Annotated in this window: 13 protein-coding genes; 10 read left to right on the top strand and 3 right to left on the bottom strand. The window is 71.5% G+C overall.

Annotated features, from left to right (window positions below):
- Positions 1 to 22 precede the first annotated feature (22 nt).
- From AWB94_RS25830 to AWB94_RS25795, 8 genes are read left to right on the top strand one after another with little or no spacing between them, the layout of a single operon-like run.
- Positions 23 to 544, top strand: a complete 522-nt coding sequence (locus AWB94_RS25830) for an MSMEG_0572/Sll0783 family nitrogen starvation response protein (RefSeq protein WP_062654512.1) — start codon at positions 23 to 25, stop codon at positions 542 to 544.
- Positions 545 to 552: 8 nt separating this feature from the next.
- Positions 553 to 1,422: a carbon-nitrogen hydrolase family protein gene (locus AWB94_RS25825; RefSeq protein WP_062654513.1), complete on the top strand. Its 870-nt coding sequence runs from the start codon at positions 553 to 555 to the stop codon at positions 1,420 to 1,422.
- Positions 1,415 to 1,699: an MSMEG_0570 family nitrogen starvation response protein gene (locus AWB94_RS25820; RefSeq protein WP_062654514.1), complete on the top strand. Its 285-nt coding sequence runs from the start codon at positions 1,415 to 1,417 to the stop codon at positions 1,697 to 1,699. The genes AWB94_RS25825 and AWB94_RS25820 overlap by 8 nt, the downstream gene beginning before the upstream one ends.
- The gene (locus AWB94_RS25815) at positions 1,696 to 2,964 is read left to right on the top strand and encodes an MSMEG_0569 family flavin-dependent oxidoreductase (RefSeq protein ID WP_062654515.1); all 1,269 of its coding nucleotides are present in this window, start codon (positions 1,696 to 1,698) and stop codon (positions 2,962 to 2,964) included. Before AWB94_RS25820 ends, AWB94_RS25815 begins: the two co-directional genes overlap by 4 nt.
- 10 nt (positions 2,965 to 2,974) lie before the next feature.
- Positions 2,975 to 4,030: an MSMEG_0568 family radical SAM protein gene (locus AWB94_RS25810; protein WP_062654516.1), complete on the top strand. Its 1,056-nt coding sequence runs from the start codon at positions 2,975 to 2,977 to the stop codon at positions 4,028 to 4,030.
- Positions 4,030 to 5,409 (top strand): MSMEG_0567/sll0787 family protein, encoded by a 1,380-nt coding sequence (locus AWB94_RS25805; RefSeq protein ID WP_062654517.1) that lies wholly within the window; start codon positions 4,030 to 4,032, stop codon positions 5,407 to 5,409. The genes AWB94_RS25810 and AWB94_RS25805 overlap by 1 nt, the downstream gene beginning before the upstream one ends.
- Positions 5,410 to 5,417: 8 nt before the next feature.
- A complete protein-coding gene (locus AWB94_RS25800) occupies positions 5,418 to 6,263 on the top strand; it encodes a carbon-nitrogen hydrolase family protein (RefSeq protein WP_062654518.1) in 846 nt (281 codons plus the stop codon).
- A gap of 2 nt (positions 6,264 to 6,265) precedes the next feature.
- Positions 6,266 to 7,336: an MSMEG_0565 family glycosyltransferase gene (locus tag AWB94_RS25795; RefSeq protein WP_062654519.1), complete on the top strand. Its 1,071-nt coding sequence runs from the start codon at positions 6,266 to 6,268 to the stop codon at positions 7,334 to 7,336.
- Here AWB94_RS25795 and AWB94_RS25790 read toward each other — a convergent pair.
- Positions 7,321 to 7,620 carry an MGMT family protein gene (locus tag AWB94_RS25790; protein WP_062654520.1) on the bottom strand — a complete coding sequence of 100 codons (300 nt, stop codon included), beginning with the start codon at positions 7,618 to 7,620 and terminating at the stop codon, positions 7,321 to 7,323. The two genes, AWB94_RS25795 and AWB94_RS25790, sit on opposite strands and share 16 nt — an antisense overlap.
- A gap of 1 nt (position 7,621) precedes the next feature.
- The gene (locus AWB94_RS25785) at positions 7,622 to 8,395 is read right to left on the bottom strand and encodes an alpha/beta fold hydrolase (RefSeq protein WP_062654521.1); all 774 of its coding nucleotides are present in this window, start codon (positions 8,393 to 8,395) and stop codon (positions 7,622 to 7,624) included.
- 42 nt (positions 8,396 to 8,437) lie between these two features.
- On the opposite strand from AWB94_RS25785, the gene AWB94_RS25780 reads away from it, so the two are divergent.
- Together AWB94_RS25780 and AWB94_RS25775 are read left to right on the top strand one after the other, a co-directional pair.
- On the top strand, positions 8,438 to 11,527 hold the full coding sequence (locus AWB94_RS25780; RefSeq protein WP_062654522.1) for an ATP-dependent DNA helicase: 3,090 nt from the start codon (positions 8,438 to 8,440) through the stop codon (positions 11,525 to 11,527).
- Positions 11,467 to 14,757 carry an ATP-dependent helicase gene (locus AWB94_RS25775; RefSeq protein ID WP_084394899.1) on the top strand — a complete coding sequence of 1,097 codons (3,291 nt, stop codon included), beginning with the start codon at positions 11,467 to 11,469 and terminating at the stop codon, positions 14,755 to 14,757. Before AWB94_RS25780 ends, AWB94_RS25775 begins: the two co-directional genes overlap by 61 nt.
- Here AWB94_RS25775 and AWB94_RS25770 read toward each other — a convergent pair.
- Positions 14,742 to 15,143: a DoxX family protein gene (locus AWB94_RS25770; RefSeq protein WP_062654523.1), complete on the bottom strand. Its 402-nt coding sequence runs from the start codon at positions 15,141 to 15,143 to the stop codon at positions 14,742 to 14,744. The two genes, AWB94_RS25775 and AWB94_RS25770, sit on opposite strands and share 16 nt — an antisense overlap.
- Positions 15,144 to 15,155: the final 12 nt, after the last annotated feature.

Genomic DNA, 15,155 nt, shown 5'->3' with positions numbered 1-15,155 from the left:
CACCCCAAACTTGGAGTCCTCCATGGCATTTGATGCATCCATCGCCGAGAACATCGCCACCTCGCTGGCCGAGATCCCGCACCCGTCGCTGCCCAAGGGCTCGAACATCTACGGCGGTACCAAGATCTTCCCCGACTACCAGGCCGAGGAAGGTGAAAGCTACTTCACCCTGGTGCACGGAATCGCCCACGAATCCTCGGTCTCCTTCGTCGCGGTGTTGCAGGCCACCCGCGCGCTACGCAAGGGCTTCGAGTCGGCCATCTACTTCTACGGGCCGGGCGCCATCAATTGCCTTGCCACCCGCGGCTTTCCGAAGACCGGCGACTCCGGATTCCCCGGCGAGCAGAACATCAACGACGCGCTGGCCACCTTCATCTCCGAGGGCGGCACCGTGTTCGCCTGCCGGTTCGGGCTGGCCCTGCACGGCGGCCGCGAAGAGGATCTCATCGCCGGCGTCATCCCTGCGCATCCGCTCGACGTGCAGGACGCGCTCATCTACTACGCCCGCAAGGGCGCCATCATCAACTCGACCTACATGGTCTAGGGCGCATCATGACCACACTTGCCGCGGTCTCGGCCAACTTCACCCGGGATCTGGAACAGAATTACGCGCTGATCGAGGCGCTCACCGAGGATGCCCGCGCTAAGGGCGTCGACTTCCTGGTGTTCCCCGAGGCCGCCATCGGCGGCTACCTGTCCTCACTGGGCAATCACGGCGATACCGTGAAGACCACCAAACGCTCACTGCCGCCGGCCATCCGGCTCGACGGGCCGGAGATCGCCCGGGTGCAGCAGATCGTGGGCGACCTGGTGATCGCCATCGGGTTCTGCGAGCTGGCCGACGACGGCGAGACCCGCTACAACGCCGCGGCGGTGCTGGACGGCAACACCGTCTACGGCAGCTACCGCAAGGTGCACCAGCCGCTGGGGGAGGGCATGTCGTATTCGGCGGGTTCCGGTTACGACGTCTTCGACACCCCGGTCGGCCGGGTGGGCCTGCAGATCTGCTACGACAAGGCATTTCCCGAAGCCGCCCGCGTGATGGCACTGGCCGGCGCCCAGATCATCGCCAGCCTGTCGGCCTGGCCGGCGGCACGCACCGCCACCGCCGAGAATCTGCAGGACGACCGCTGGACCTACCGCTTCAACCTCTTCGACACCGCCCGTGCCCTGGACAACCAGGTCTTCTGGATCGCCTCCAACCAGAGTGGAACCTTCGGCTCGCTGCGCTACGTCGGCAACGCCAAGATTGTCGATCCGGGCGGAAACATCCTGGCGACAACGCTTCTCGGTAGCGGCATCGCCGTCGCCGAGGTCGACATCGACCATACGTTCCGCACCATGCGGGCCGGCATGTTCCACTTGCGCGACCGCAGGCCCGACGTCTACGGCCCGCTCACCGAAGAGTTCGCCCATGCCTGAGATGACCTTCGAGGTGCGCTGGCCCGACGGCAGTACCCAGCGCTGCTACTCGCCGAGCCTGGTCATGCACGACTATCTGAGCGCCGGAACGCACTACACCGTGGGCGATTTCGTCGACCGCTCCACCCGCGCACTCGGCGAGGCAAGCGAGCGGGTACGGGCCAAGTTCGGATTCGCCTGCACCTCGGCGGCCGATACCGCCGAACGCATCGGCGTCGCCGCCGCCCGCTTCCCGCAGCAGGCCCTCGTGCAGATCACCCGGATGGAGCAGCCATGACCACCACCCACACCCCGGTCGCCATCATCGGCGGCGGGCAGGCCGGGCTGTCGGTCAGCTGGTATCTGAGCCGGATGGGTATCGAGCACGTCGTGCTGGAAGCCCAGACCCCGGTGCACGCCTGGGCCGACACCCGTTGGGACAACTTCACTCTGGTGACACCCAACTGGCACTGCAAACTGCCCGGCTACACCTACACCGGACCGGACCCGGACGGCTTCATGACCCGAGACGAAGTGGTGGCCTGGCTGGCCGGCTGGCTGGACACCTTCACCCCGCCACTGCGTACCCACACCCGGGTGACCCGGCTGGCGCAGGGGCCCGACGGCGGGTTCGAACTCACCCTCGACGGGCGGGAGACGCTGCGCTGCGACCACGCCGTCATCGCCACCGGCGGCTACCCGCTTCCCGTGATCCCCGCCTACGCCAACACACTCGACACCGACGTCACCCAGATCCACTCCGAGCTCTACCGCAATGCCGACCAGTTACCCGACGGTGCGGTGCTGGTGGTCGGCACCGGACAATCGGGTGCCCAGATCGCCGAGGACCTGCACCTGGCCGGCCGGCAGGTACACCTGGCCGTCGGCAGCGCGCCTCGGGTGGCGCGCTTCTACCGCGGCCGGGACTGCATGACCTGGCTGGCCGATATGGGCCTGTACGACAAGCCGGCTCAACAATATCCGGGTGGCAAGGCCGCGATCGAGAAGACCAACCACTACGTCACCGGCCGCGACGGCGGCCGCGATGTCGACCTGCGCCAGTTCGCCGCCGAGGGGATGAAGCTCTACGGCACCCTGGCCGACGGCAAGGACGCGCTACTGCGGTTCGAGCCCACCCTGGCCAAGGCACTGGACCACGCCGACGCGGTCTACAACTCGATCTGCTCGGATATCGACCGCTACATCGACGCCGCGGGTATCGACGCGCCGCCGCCGTCCCGGTACGCGCCGGTCTGGTCACCCGAAAGCGAGACCACCACACTGGATCTGACCGAGGCCGGTATCACCAGCATCGTGTGGGCCATCGGCTACCGGCCCGACTACCGCTGGATCGAGGCCAGCGCCTTCGACGGTGCCGGCCGGCCCATGCAGACCCGCGGCATCACCAACGTCGACGGGCTGAGCTTCATCGGCCTGCCGTGGATGCACACCTGGGGCTCGGGCCGCTTCCTGGGCATCGACCGCGACGCCAGACACGTCGCCGAAACCATCAACGCCAAGGTTCGCCGTCGCACCTTCCACACCGACGCCGTCGCGATCTAGGGGAGCCCCGATGTCAGTATCCACGCGTGTCGACCTGGCCCTGTTGGGCTTCCGCGGCCGACCACCGGTCAGCCGCACCGCAGGCGCCGGACCGAGCGCCGACGGCCACCTCGTCATCGACGGTCTCAACGCCGCCATCCCGCGGAACCCGCAGAGCCCGTTCGTATTCGACGGCACCCGGGTGCTGCTCGACGGCGAGGACACCGGCCTGGACGTTGAGGTCGTCAACCGGCCCCGGTTCTACGACCTGACCACCGCCGAGGGGGTGCCGTACGAGAAGCTCGCCCGGCTGCACGGCCGCAACGTGCTGGCCACCACCGTGGTGCAGACCTGCATCCGCTACGTCGAAGACCAGCGGTGCCGGTTCTGCACCATCGAGGAGTCGCTGCGCAGCGGTGCCACCACCGCGGTGAAACGCCCCGCCGAACTCGCCGAGGTGGCCGCGGCCGCCGTCCGGCTGGACGGCGTCACCCAGATGGTGATGACCACCGGCACGTCCGCCGGAACCGACCGCGGCGCACGGCATCTGGCCCGGTGTGTGCGGGCGGTCAAAGCGGCCGTCCCGGACCTGCCCATCCAGGTGCAGTGTGAGCCACCGGCCGATCTGGGCGTGCTGACCGAACTGCGCGACGCGGGTGCCGACGCCATCGGCATCCACGTCGAATCCCTCGACGACGAGGTGCGGCGGCGCTGGATGCCGGGCAAGGCCACCGTGCCGATGGACAGCTACCGGGCCGCCTGGCGCGAGGCCGTGCGGGTGTTCGGCCGCAACCAGGTGTCCACCTACCTGCTGGTCGGGCTCGGCGAGGACCCCGACGAATTTATCAGCGGGGCAGCCGAATTGATCGAGATGGGCGTCTACCCGTTCGTGGTGCCCTACCGACCGCAGCCGGGATCACTGGCCGTCGATGTCGACGGCGCCGCGGCACCGGATGCCGCACTGGTGGAGAAGGTGTCCCGTGAGGTTGCCGCCCGGCTGGCCATGGCAGGAATGGCCGGGGCCGACCAGCGGGCCGGGTGCGCGGCATGCGGCGCCTGCTCGGTACTGCAGAACCTGGGGGCGTGATGACCGAACTGTCCATTCTGGCCGGAACCCGCAAGGCCGCAGCGCTTCTCATCCATCCCGCCGACGGCACCGAACTCGATGCCTACCGGAGGCTGCGCCGCAGTGCCTTCGTCGGCGAACAGGGCCTGTTCGCCGGCACGGACCACGACGACATCGACGACGATCCGCGCACCGTGGTGCTGGTCGCCACCGCGCCGGGCGGGGGTGTTCTCGGCGGCGTGCGACTGGCGCCCGTCGGCGACGTGGACCTGGGTTGGTGGACCGGGAGCCGGCTGGTGGCCCAGCCCGACGCGCCCAGCGGCATCGGCCCGGCCCTGATCCGCGCCGCGTGCGCGCACGCCGAATCGGCCGGGGTGCTGCGCTTCGAGGCCACCGTGCAACGGCGCTACCTGCCGATGTTCGCCGCGCTCGGCTGGCAGACCCTGCGGCACACCGAGTTCGTCGGCCGGCCGCACACGTTGATCCGCTGGCCGCTGAACCCGTTCCGGGCGCTCACCGCGGCCACCAAGACGTTCCTCGGCCCGGCCCTGGCGCCGCTGCGCTCGACGGCGGGAGCGCTCGGCCCGGCCGGGTTCGTCGGCGACGACGGGGCGCCGGTTCCCGGCAGCGATCTGATCGCCGCGTGCGACGCCATCATCCCGTCCATGGTCGAGCGCGACCCGGAGTGGGCGGGCTGGTGCTCGGTGCTGGTGAACGTCAACGACCTGACCGCCATGGGGGCCGCGCCGCTGGGACTGCTGGACGCGGTCGGCGCCCCCACCCGGGCATTGCTGGATCGCATCATCGGCGGTGTCGCGGCGGCCTCGCGGGCATGGGAGGTACCGGTGCTGGGTGGGCACACCCAGCTCGGTGTCCCGGCGGCGCTGGCCGTCACCGCCCTGGGCCGAACCGGCACACCGGTGCCCGGCGGCGGCGGGCGGGCCGGTGACCCGCTGGCGCTCACCGCCGACCTCACCGGCAACTGGCGCCCCGGATACACGGGCCGGCAATGGGATTCGACAAGCGGTCGCAGCGGCGCCGATCTGCGCGCCATGACCGGCCTGGTCGCCCGGATGGAGCCGCGGGCCGCCAAGGATGTCAGCATGGCGGGCATCGTCGGGACCCTGGGCATGCTGGCCGAAGCCGGCGGGACCGGCGCCGAACTCGACGTCGCGGCCATCCCGCGCCCGGCGGGCGCGGCGATGGGTTCGTGGCTGACCTGTTTCCCCGGTTACGCGATGCTCACCGCGGGTGGCGGCGCACCGGCCGGTTCGCCACCCGGGGTCACGACCGCCGTCTGCGGGTCGCTCACCGCCTCGCCCGGTGTGCGCTTACGCTGGCCTGACGGGGTGACGACGACGGCGCTCACGTCGCCGGTCACCGGTCTCGGAGCGGCCTGAGGGGAGCCATGGCAGCAGTCACGCTGGGAGCGGTCGCCGCCCATTTCGGCCGCGATATGGACCGCGGGGTGTCCAAGGTCGTCGGGATCATCGAGTCGGCGGCCCGCGACGGGGTCGACCTGCTCGTGTTACCCGATGCCTGCCTCGGCGGCTACATCGGCGATTTCGCCGCACCCGACCCCGACGATCCGCCGCCCGCCCTGGATCCGGACGGCCCGGAGATCGCCGCCGTGATCGCCGCGGCGGGGAGCATGACCGTCTGCGTCGGCTATGCCGAGTCGGCCCCCGGCGGTGCCCGGTACAACGCGGCGGTCTGCGTGTCCGGGGACGGCGTGCTCGGTACCTATCGCAAGGTGCACCAACCGGCCGGGGAAGCACTGACGTATCTGGCCGGCGACGCGTTCGGCGCCTTCGACACCCCGGTCGGCCGGGTCGGCATGCTCATCGACTACGACAAGACCTTTCCCGAGGCGGCGCGGGCACTGGCCCTCGACGGAGCCCACATCATCGCTGCACTGTCCGCGTGGCCGGCCAGCATCACCGACCGCGCGTCGCGGTTGCCCGCCGACCGGCAATCGCGGTTGTTCGATCTGTACGACTGTGCCCGCGCAGCGGAGAATCAGGTGGTCCTGGTGTCCTCCAACCAGACCGGCGTGATGGGCAAGCTGCGCTTCCTCGGACAGGCCAAGGTGGTCGGGCCGGGCGGGGACATCCTGGCCACCACCCGGTCCAAGGGTGGCATGGCCAAGGCCGAGATCGACGTCGAGGCCGAGATCGCCCGCGCCAGAAAGGTGCTCAACCACCTCGCCGAGCTGCGCCCGGACACCTATCGCGCCAAGTCGGTGCGGGGCTGACCGTGCGCATCGCGCTGCTGACCTACTCCACCAAACCCCGTGGGGGCGTGGTGCACACGCTCTACCTCGCCGAGGCGCTGGCCCGGTCGGGAGCCGATGTGACGGTGTGGTCGCTGGCCCGCGCCGGCGACCGGGGCTTCTTCCGGGACGTCGACCCGGCCGTGACCGTACGGTTGGTGGAGTTCACCGATCACCCTGCGGACACCGTCACCGACCGGATCGTGCGGTCGATCGAGGTGCTGCGCCGCGCGTTCACCCCGGATGACTACGACATCGTGCATGCCCAGGACTGCATCAGCGCCAACGCCGTCGGACGCTGCATCCGCACCATCCATCATCTCGACCGGTTCACCACCCCGGTGCTCGCCGAATGCCACGAGAAGGCGATCGTCGAACCCTACGGCCGCATCTGCGTATCCTCGGCCGTCGCCGCCGAGGTGCGCGCGGGCTGGGGATTCGAACCCACGGTGATCCCCAATGGGGTTGATGCGCAACGCTTCGCCGATGCCGCCGCCGACATGGACGGCCAGGCCCGCTGGCGAGCCGAGCTGGGCCGGTACGTGTTGACGGTCGGCGGTATCGAACCACGCAAGGGCACCGTCGACCTGGTCGGCGCGTATCACCAACTGAGGCGCAGTCATCCGGAGCTGTTGTTGGTGATCGCGGGTGGCGAGACGCTGTTCGACTACCGCGACTACCGGGCCGAGTTCGAGACACGGTGCGCCGAACTGGGTGTCGAACCCGTCATCCTCGGCGCCGTCGCCGATGACCGGCTGCCCACACTGGTTGCCGGGTGCGATGTGTTCGCGTTCCCGTCCACCAAGGAAGGATTCGGCTTGGCGGCGATGGAGGCACTGGCCGCGGGCCGGCCCGTCGTCACCAGGGACCTGCCGGTACTGCGCGAGGTATTCGGGGCGACCGTGCGGTTCGCCGCCGACGTGCCGGAGTTCGCCGCGGAAATGGCTGCCGCGCTGGATAGTCCGGCCGATCCGGGGCCGGGACGGGAGCTCGCCGCGTCGATGACCTGGGAGTCGGCGGCGCGGGCGCACCTGGAATTTTATTCGAACTGGTGACGGTATTCGCCCAGCGGCACCCGGCCGTCGGCGGCCAGGACGCCTTCGGCGCACAGCCGTTCCAGCTGCCGGGTGGCCAGGTGTGCGGCAGGGCGCCCGGAAGCGGGAATCACCCTGTGCCACGGCAGATCCGACGAGTCGGTGCGCATCACCCAGCCCACGATCCGCGGGCTGGACAGCCCCGCGGCGTCGGCGATGTCCCCGTAGGTGCTCACCCGGCCCGCCGGTATCGCGGCCACCAGCGCGCGGACCGACTCGACCTGCTCCTCGGTGACGCGCGCCATCTCAGCCCAGCTGGTCGCGGATGACGGCGGCGGTCTCGGCGGGGCGGGCCTGTCCCACCATGTGATCACAGTCCAGATCGACCAACGCGAACCGGTCGCCCAGCGCCGCGCGCAGGGCGTCGATCAGCGCGTCGCTGACATACGGCGGCGTGGTGCGGGTCGCCCGGATCAGGGTCACCGGAATCCTGTTGGCCGGCACGGCGATCGGGCGGGTCAGCTCGCTCCAGTACGACATCGCCGCGGGGATGCTGATCCGCCAGCCCACCCGCCCGTCGGGCAGCGCGACGAGATGTTCGTCGAGCTCGCGTTCCAGTTCGTCGGGCGGCACCTCACCCCACGAACCCGACAGCTTGTCCGCGCGGGCCTCGTCGCGGTCCGGGTAATCGGGGGAGGACAGCATCGCGTCGGCGATCTCGCGCATCCAGTCACCGTCCAGCGCCACGGCCGGATCCAGCAGCACCAGACCGGACACCAGATCGGGCCGGGAGGCGGCCAGGGTCAGCGCCACCGCGCCCCCGAACGAGTGCCCGGCCACCAGCACCGGACCGGTCGCCTCGGAATCCAGCAGATCGGCCAGCGCCGCCACATTGGCCTCGATGGTCCACGGGGCGGCCCATGTCGACCGGCCGTGCCCGATCAGGTCGGGTGCCAGGACGGATACATCCGGCAGGTGGCCGGACGCCAGGGTCTCCCACCGCTTGCCGTGCCCGGTGAGGCCGTGGATGGCCAGCACCTGGACGGGGGAGGCGGGACCGTACCGGTAGGTGTGCAGCACGGTGCGAGGTTACTTGTCGGACCCCCGTGGTGACATGTCGGCATGACCGCATCGACCACCGTGCTGGCGCCCGCCGCACTGGCCGACCCAGGTCTGCGGGGCACGGTACGGGTGCTCGGCGGCCCGGGCACCGGAAAGACCAGCCTGCTCACCGGCTCCGCCGCCGCGCATATCGCCGCCGGCATGCCGACCGAATCGGTGTTGCTGCTGACCGGTTCGGCGCGGTTGGGCGCGGCGGCCAGGGCCCAGATCACCGCCGCCCTGCTGCGCAGTGGGTCCGGCGTGGTTCGGGAACCGCTGGTACGCACCGTGCACTCCTATGCCTTCGCGGTGCTGCGGCTGGCCGCCCAGCGGGGCGGTGACCCGCCGCCGCGGCTGATCACCGGAGCCGAGCAGGACGGCATCATCCGGGAACTGCTCGCCGGGGATCTCGAAGACGGTGCGGCCACCTGGCCGGCGACGCTGCACCCGGCCCTCGGTACCGCAGGCTTCGCCTCCGAACTGCGTGATCTGATGGCGCGCTGCGCCGAACGCGGGGTCGACCCGTTGGCGCTGCAACGCCTGGGCCGGTTGTCGGGCCGCGCGGAATGGGTGGCGGCGGGGCGCTTCGCCCAGGTTTATGAGCAGGTGATGCTGCTGCGCGCGGCGGTCGGGATGGCCGCACCACAGGCCACCGTGCCCGCCCTGGGAGCTGCCGAGCTGGTCGGCGCGGCGCTGGACGCGCTGGCCACCGACGCCGACCTGCTCGCCGCCGAACGGGCCCGCATCAAGCTGTTGCTCGTCGACGACGCGCAGCACCTGGACCCGCAGGCCGCACTGCTGGTGCGGGTGCTCGCCGCCGGCGCGGATCTCACCGTGCTCGCCGGTGACCCCAACCAGTCGGTGTTCGGCTACCGCGGGGCCGATCCCGCCCTGCTGCGTACCGACGCACCGGCCATCACGCTGACCGCCTCGCATCGGTGCTCGGCCGCGGTGGCCGCCGCCGTCTCCGGCATCGCCCGCCGGCTGCCCGCCGCCGAAGGACTCGGTGAATTCACCAGTGCCACCGGCGATCCTGGGCAGGTATCGGTGCGGATCGCCGCCACCGCACACGCCGAGGCCACGATGGTCGCCGACGCCCTGCGCCGCGCCCACCTCGTCGACGGGGTGCCGTGGTCGCAGATGGCGGTGGTGGTCCGGTCGGTGCCGCGCGCCGGCGCCGCACTGGGGCGCACGCTGGCCGCCGCCGGTGTTCCGGTGGACCTGCCGGCCGCCGAACCGGTGCTCGCCCGCCGGCCCGCCGTGCACGCATTGCTGACCGTGCTCGGCGCGACCGCCGACGGGCTGACCGGCGGGGCGGCACTGGATCTGGTCACGGGGCCGATCGGCCGTGTCGATCCGGTCTCCCTGCGGCAGCTGCGCCGGGCGTTGCGCCGCCTCGATGATCGGCAGCGCGACTTCCCGGACCTGCTCGCCGACGCCGTGCTCGAGGTCCCGGACGGGCTGGCGCCCGAGCACGGCCGCAGTCTGCGGCGGGTCGGTGCGGTCGTGGCGGCCGCGCGTCGCAGCCACCGCGCCGGGGCGGACCCCCGTTCCACGCTGTGGCAGGCGTGGCAGCGCAGCGGACTGCAGCGCCGGTGGGTCGCCGCGGCCGAGCGTGGCGGTGCCGCGGGGGCGGCGGCCGAGCGTGACCTGGACGCCGTCACCGCCCTGTTCGACGTGGCCGAGCAGTACGTCACCCGCACCAGCGGAGCGACGCTGAGGGGCCTGCTCGACCACGTCGAGGGGCTCAGCCTGCCGGTCACCGCCGACCGCACACCCCGCGGTGAGGTGGTCGCGGTGTGCAGTGCGCACGCGGTGCTGGACCGGGACTGGGAGTTCGTGGTGATCGCGGGCGTGCAAGAGGGGCTGTGGCCCAACACCGTTCCCCGCGGCGGGGTGCTGGGCACCCAGCATCTGGTCGACATCCTGGACGGGGTGACCGAAGCCGGCCGGCCGGTCTCGTTGCGGGCACCGCTGGTGGCCGAGGAGCGGCGCCTGCTCATCGCCGCGATGGGCCGCGCCCGCAGCCGGCTGCTGGTGACCGCCGTCGACGGTGGCGCCGGTGACGACGATGCCATGCTGCCCTCGCCGTTCTGCGCCGAGCTCGCCGAGCTGACCACCGACGACGGCCGGCCCGACAGCATGCCGGTCGTCGCCCCGCGGGTGCTGACACCCGCGGCGCTGGTGGGTCGCCTGCGCGCGGCGGTGTGTGCCCCCGACGGTGAGGTGAGTGACGAGGTCCGTGCCTGTGCCGCAAGCCAATTGGCCCGGCTGGCCGAGGCTGGGGTGGCGGGGGCGGATCCGGACTCCTGGTACGGGCGCACCGAGCCGTCCACCAGCGAACCGCTGTGGTCCGGTGCCGAGCAGGTGGTCACGCTGTCCCCGTCCACCGTGCAGACGCTGTCGGATTGCCCGCTGCGCTGGCTGCTGGAACGCCACGGTGGTAGCGACAGCCGCGACGTCCGGTCGGCGGTGGGGTCGTTGGTGCACGCCCTGCTGGCCGATTCCACCAAGACCGAGCGGCAGTTGCTGGCCGAACTGGAAACCGTCTGGGTCGGGCTGCCGTACGAATCCCAGTGGTACGCCGACAACGAACTGGCCCGGCACGGGGCCATGCTGTCGGCGTTCGCGCAGTGGCGTGAACTGACCCGCCGCCAGCTGACCGAGGTGGGCACCGAGGTCGGCGTCGACGGGATGGTCGCTCCGGGCGTGCGCGTGCGAGGCCGCATCGACCGGCTGGAACGGGACAACGCCGGACGACTGGTGATCGTCGACGTCAAGACCGGTAAGAGTCCGGTCACCAAGGACGACGCGCAGCGGCATGCCCAGTTGGCGATGTACCAACTCGCCGTCGCCGAAGGCGTGCTGCCGCAAGGAGATGAGCCCGGCGGTGGGGTCCTGGTGTATCCCGGCAAGCCCAGCGCCGGTGGGGCCACCGAACGCACGCAGGACGCCCTCACGCCCGAGGCCGCCGCCCGGTGGCGCGAACAGGTGGTGGCCGCGGCGGCGGCCACCCAGGGTCCGACGTTTGTCGCCAGGGTCAACGACAATTGCGGGCACTGCCCGGTGCGCGCCATGTGTCCGGCACATCAGCAGGGGGAGGGCCAGTGATCGCCACCACGTACAGCCCGGCCGAACTGGCCGACGCGCTCGGCCTTTTCGCGCCCACCGATGAGCAGGCGGCGGTCATCGCCGCGCCGCCGGGACCGTTGGTGGTGATCGCCGGCGCCGGTGCGGGCAAGACCGAGACGATGGCGGCGCGGGTGGTGTGGCTGGTCGCCAACGGCTACGCCGCGCCGGCGGGGGTGCTCGGGCTGACGTTCACCCGTAAGGCCGCCGGCCAGCTGCTGCGCCGGGTGCGGGCCCGGCTGGCCCGACTCGCCGGTGCCGGACTGTGCCCGCAGCTGCGGGCCGAGGACCCGCCCACCATCAGCACTTATCACGCATTCGCCGGAACCCTGTTGCGTGAGTACGGTTTGCTGCTGCCGGTGGAGCCCGACACCCGGCTGATCGGCGAGACAGAACTGTGGCAGTTGGCCTTCCGGGTGGTGTGTGAGCACCCCCGGGTGTTGGAGACCGACAAGACCCCGGCCGCCGTCACCGGTCAGGTGTTGCGCCTGGCCGGCGCGCTGTCCGAGCACCTGGTGGACACTGCCGCGCTGACCGACACCCATGTCGAGCTCGAGCGGTTGATCCTGAACCTGCCGCCGGGCCCGAACCAGCGCGACACGGGCCCGGCCCAGTGGCTGCTCAAGCTGCTGGACACCCAGACCGAACGGACCCGGTTGGTGCCGCTCATCGACGAGTTGCACCGCCGGATGCGGGCGGCCAAGGTCATGGACTTCGGTGCCCAGATGTCGGCGGCCGCCCGGTTGGCGGTGGCGGCGCCCCAGGTGGGTGACCAACTGCGGCAACGGTATCGGGTGGTGCTGCTGGACGAGTACCAGGACACCGGTCATGCGCAACGCATCGCGCTGTCGGCGCTGTTCGGCGGCGGGGTTGACGACGGCCTCGCCCTGACCGCGGTGGGGGATCCGGTCCAATCCATCTACGGCTGGCGCGGGGCGTCGGCCACCAACCTGCCGCGGTTCGCCACCGATTTCCCGCTGTCCGACGGCACCCCGGCGCCCACCCTGGAATTGCGGACCAGTTGGCGCAACCCGCCGGAGGCGCTGCACCTGGCCAACGAGGTGTCCGCGCAGGCCCGTCGCCGGTCGGTCAGCGTCCGTGAGCTGCTGCCGCGTCCCGGTGCCGAACCCGGCGATATCCGGTGCGCCCTGCTCAATGACGTGGTTGCCGAACGTCATTGGGTGGCCGACGAGGTCGCGCGGCGATATCTGGCCGGCCCGACACCGCCCACCACGGCGGTGCTGGTGCGCCGCAACGCCGACGCCGCGCCGATGGCCGAGGCGCTCACGGCGCGCGGCGTTCCCGTCGAAGTGGTCGGCCTGGCCGGGCTGCTGTCGGTTCCCGAGGTGGCCGACGTGGTGGCCATGCTGCGGCTGATCGCGGACCCGACCGGTGGCCCCGCAGCGATGCGGGTGCTCACCGGTCCGCGGTGGCGCCTCGGTGCGCGCGATATCGCGGCGCTGTGGCAGCGTGCGGTCGAGTTGGACGGGCCCGCGGCGGCGGCCACCACCGCGCAGATCGTCGCGCAGGCCGCGCCGGACGCCGATGCCGCCTGCCTCGCCGATGCCATCTGCGATCCCGGGGCCGAGTCCCGCTATTCGGTGCCGGGTTACGCCCGCATCGTCGCGCTCGGTCGCGAATTGACCGCGCTGCGAGCGCATCTGGCTCATCCACTGCCCGAACTGGTCGCCGAGATCCGCCGGGTGCTGGGTGTCGACGCCGAAGCCAGGGCGGCCCGTCCGGTGGCGGCCGGGTGGGGCGGCGCCGAACACCTGGACACCTTTGCCGACGTGGTGGCCGATTTCGCCGACCGTGCCGACGCCACTGTCGACGGGCTGCTGGCCTACCTCGAGGTGGCCGCGGTGGTCGAGAACGGGTTGGCCCCGGCGGAGACCACGGTCGCCACCGACCGGGTGCAGATCCTCACGGTGCACGCGGCCAAGGGGCTGGAGTGGCAGGTGGTCGCGGTCCCGCACCTGAGCAGCCGGGTGTTCCCGTCCACCGCGATGGCGCGGACCTGGCTGTCCGACGCCGGTGACCTGCCGCCGCTGCTGCGCGGGGACCGGGCCACCGACTCCGACCATGGGGTGCCGGTGCTCGACACCTCCGACGTCTTCGACCGGAAGGCCTTGGCGGACAAGATCGCCGCGCACAAGGACCGTCTGGCCCAACGGCGCGTGGACGAGGAGCGGCGCCTGCTGTACGTCGCGTTGACGCGATGCGAGCACACCTTGCTGGTGTCGGGTCATCACTGGGGCCCCACCGAGTCGAAACCCCGCGGACCATCGGATTTCCTGCTCGAGCTGCGGGCCATCGTGGAGGCGTCGGCCGAGGCCGGGGCGCCGTGCGGCGTCATCGAGCACTGGGCGCCCGCGCCCGCCGATGGCGATCCGAACCCGTTGCGGGACAACGCCGTCGAGGCGGTGTGGCCGGCCAGGCCGACGGGCTCGCGGCGCGCTGCGCTGGATCGCGGCGCGGAGTTGGTGCGGGTCGCCGACACTTCGGCGGACCCGGCCCCCGCGGACGCGGAGAACTGGGCCGCCGACGTCGACGCGCTGCTGGCCGAACGCGCCAGGGCCGGCGAGCCGGAACCGGTGCCGCTGCCGGGCCAGCTGTCGGTCAGCATGCTGGTCGAGCTGGGCAAGGACCGGGCGGGCGCGATGCGGCGGTTGCGCCGCCGCCTGCCGGTCCGGCCAGACCCGAATGCCTTGCTGGGCACCGCTTTTCACGACTGGGTGCAGCGCTTCTTTCACGCCGAGCGGCTCTTCGACCTCGACGATCTGCCGGGGGCAGTCGACGGTGACGCCGGCCGGGCGCACGCCGATGAGCTGGCCGAGTTGCAGGCCGCATTCGCCTCGTCGGTGTGGGCGGCGCGCACCCCGGTCGACGTGGAGGTGCCGTTCGACATGATGGTCGGCGCCACGGTGGTGCGGGGGCGGGTCGACGCGGTCTTCGACGACGGCGACGGCGCACACGTGGTCCTCGATTGGAAGACCGGCGACCCGCCGGGAACCCCGGAAGCTGCGCGGCACGCTGCGGTGCAGCTGGCGGTGTACCGGCTGGCGTGGGCCGGGATGACCGGCCGGCCGCTGGATTCGGTGCGGGCGGCGTTCCACTACGTGCGCAGCGGGGTCACCGTCCGGCCCGACGACCTACCCGGGCCGGACGAGCTCGCTGCGCTGCTGGCGGAGGCGGACTACGAGGTGCGGTAGATCTTGTAGGCCTGGGTGATCATCGGGATCTGCAGGGGTAGGCGCGCGATAGCGCCGATCCGCATCGGCAGCGGCTTGGCGGGGGCTTTGAACCACAGCCGGACCATGTTGACGTTGGCCGGAAACACCCCGAGGTACAACGCGATCGCGGCCAGTGCGCCCAGCTTGCGGGTGCGAGGTGCCAGCAACAGCGCACCGGTGGCGACCTCGGCGACACCTGAGGCGTGGGTGTAGAACCGGGCGCTGCCCGGCAGCTCCGCCGGGACGATGGCGTCGAACGGCTTCGGCGCGACGAAATGCAGGATGCCCATTCCCACCAGTGAGCCGCCCATGAACCGGGCGCGGGACGGATTGGACTGCTGAACGACGGGCGCAGGTGATGTCATGGTTTCATTGTG

This window comes from Mycolicibacterium canariasense (assembly GCF_002101555.1).
Lineage (GTDB): Bacteria > Actinomycetota > Actinomycetes > Mycobacteriales > Mycobacteriaceae > Mycobacterium > Mycobacterium canariasense.
The sequence above is the reverse complement of the archived record's forward strand: the minus strand, read 5'-3'. Positions and strand labels throughout refer to the sequence as shown.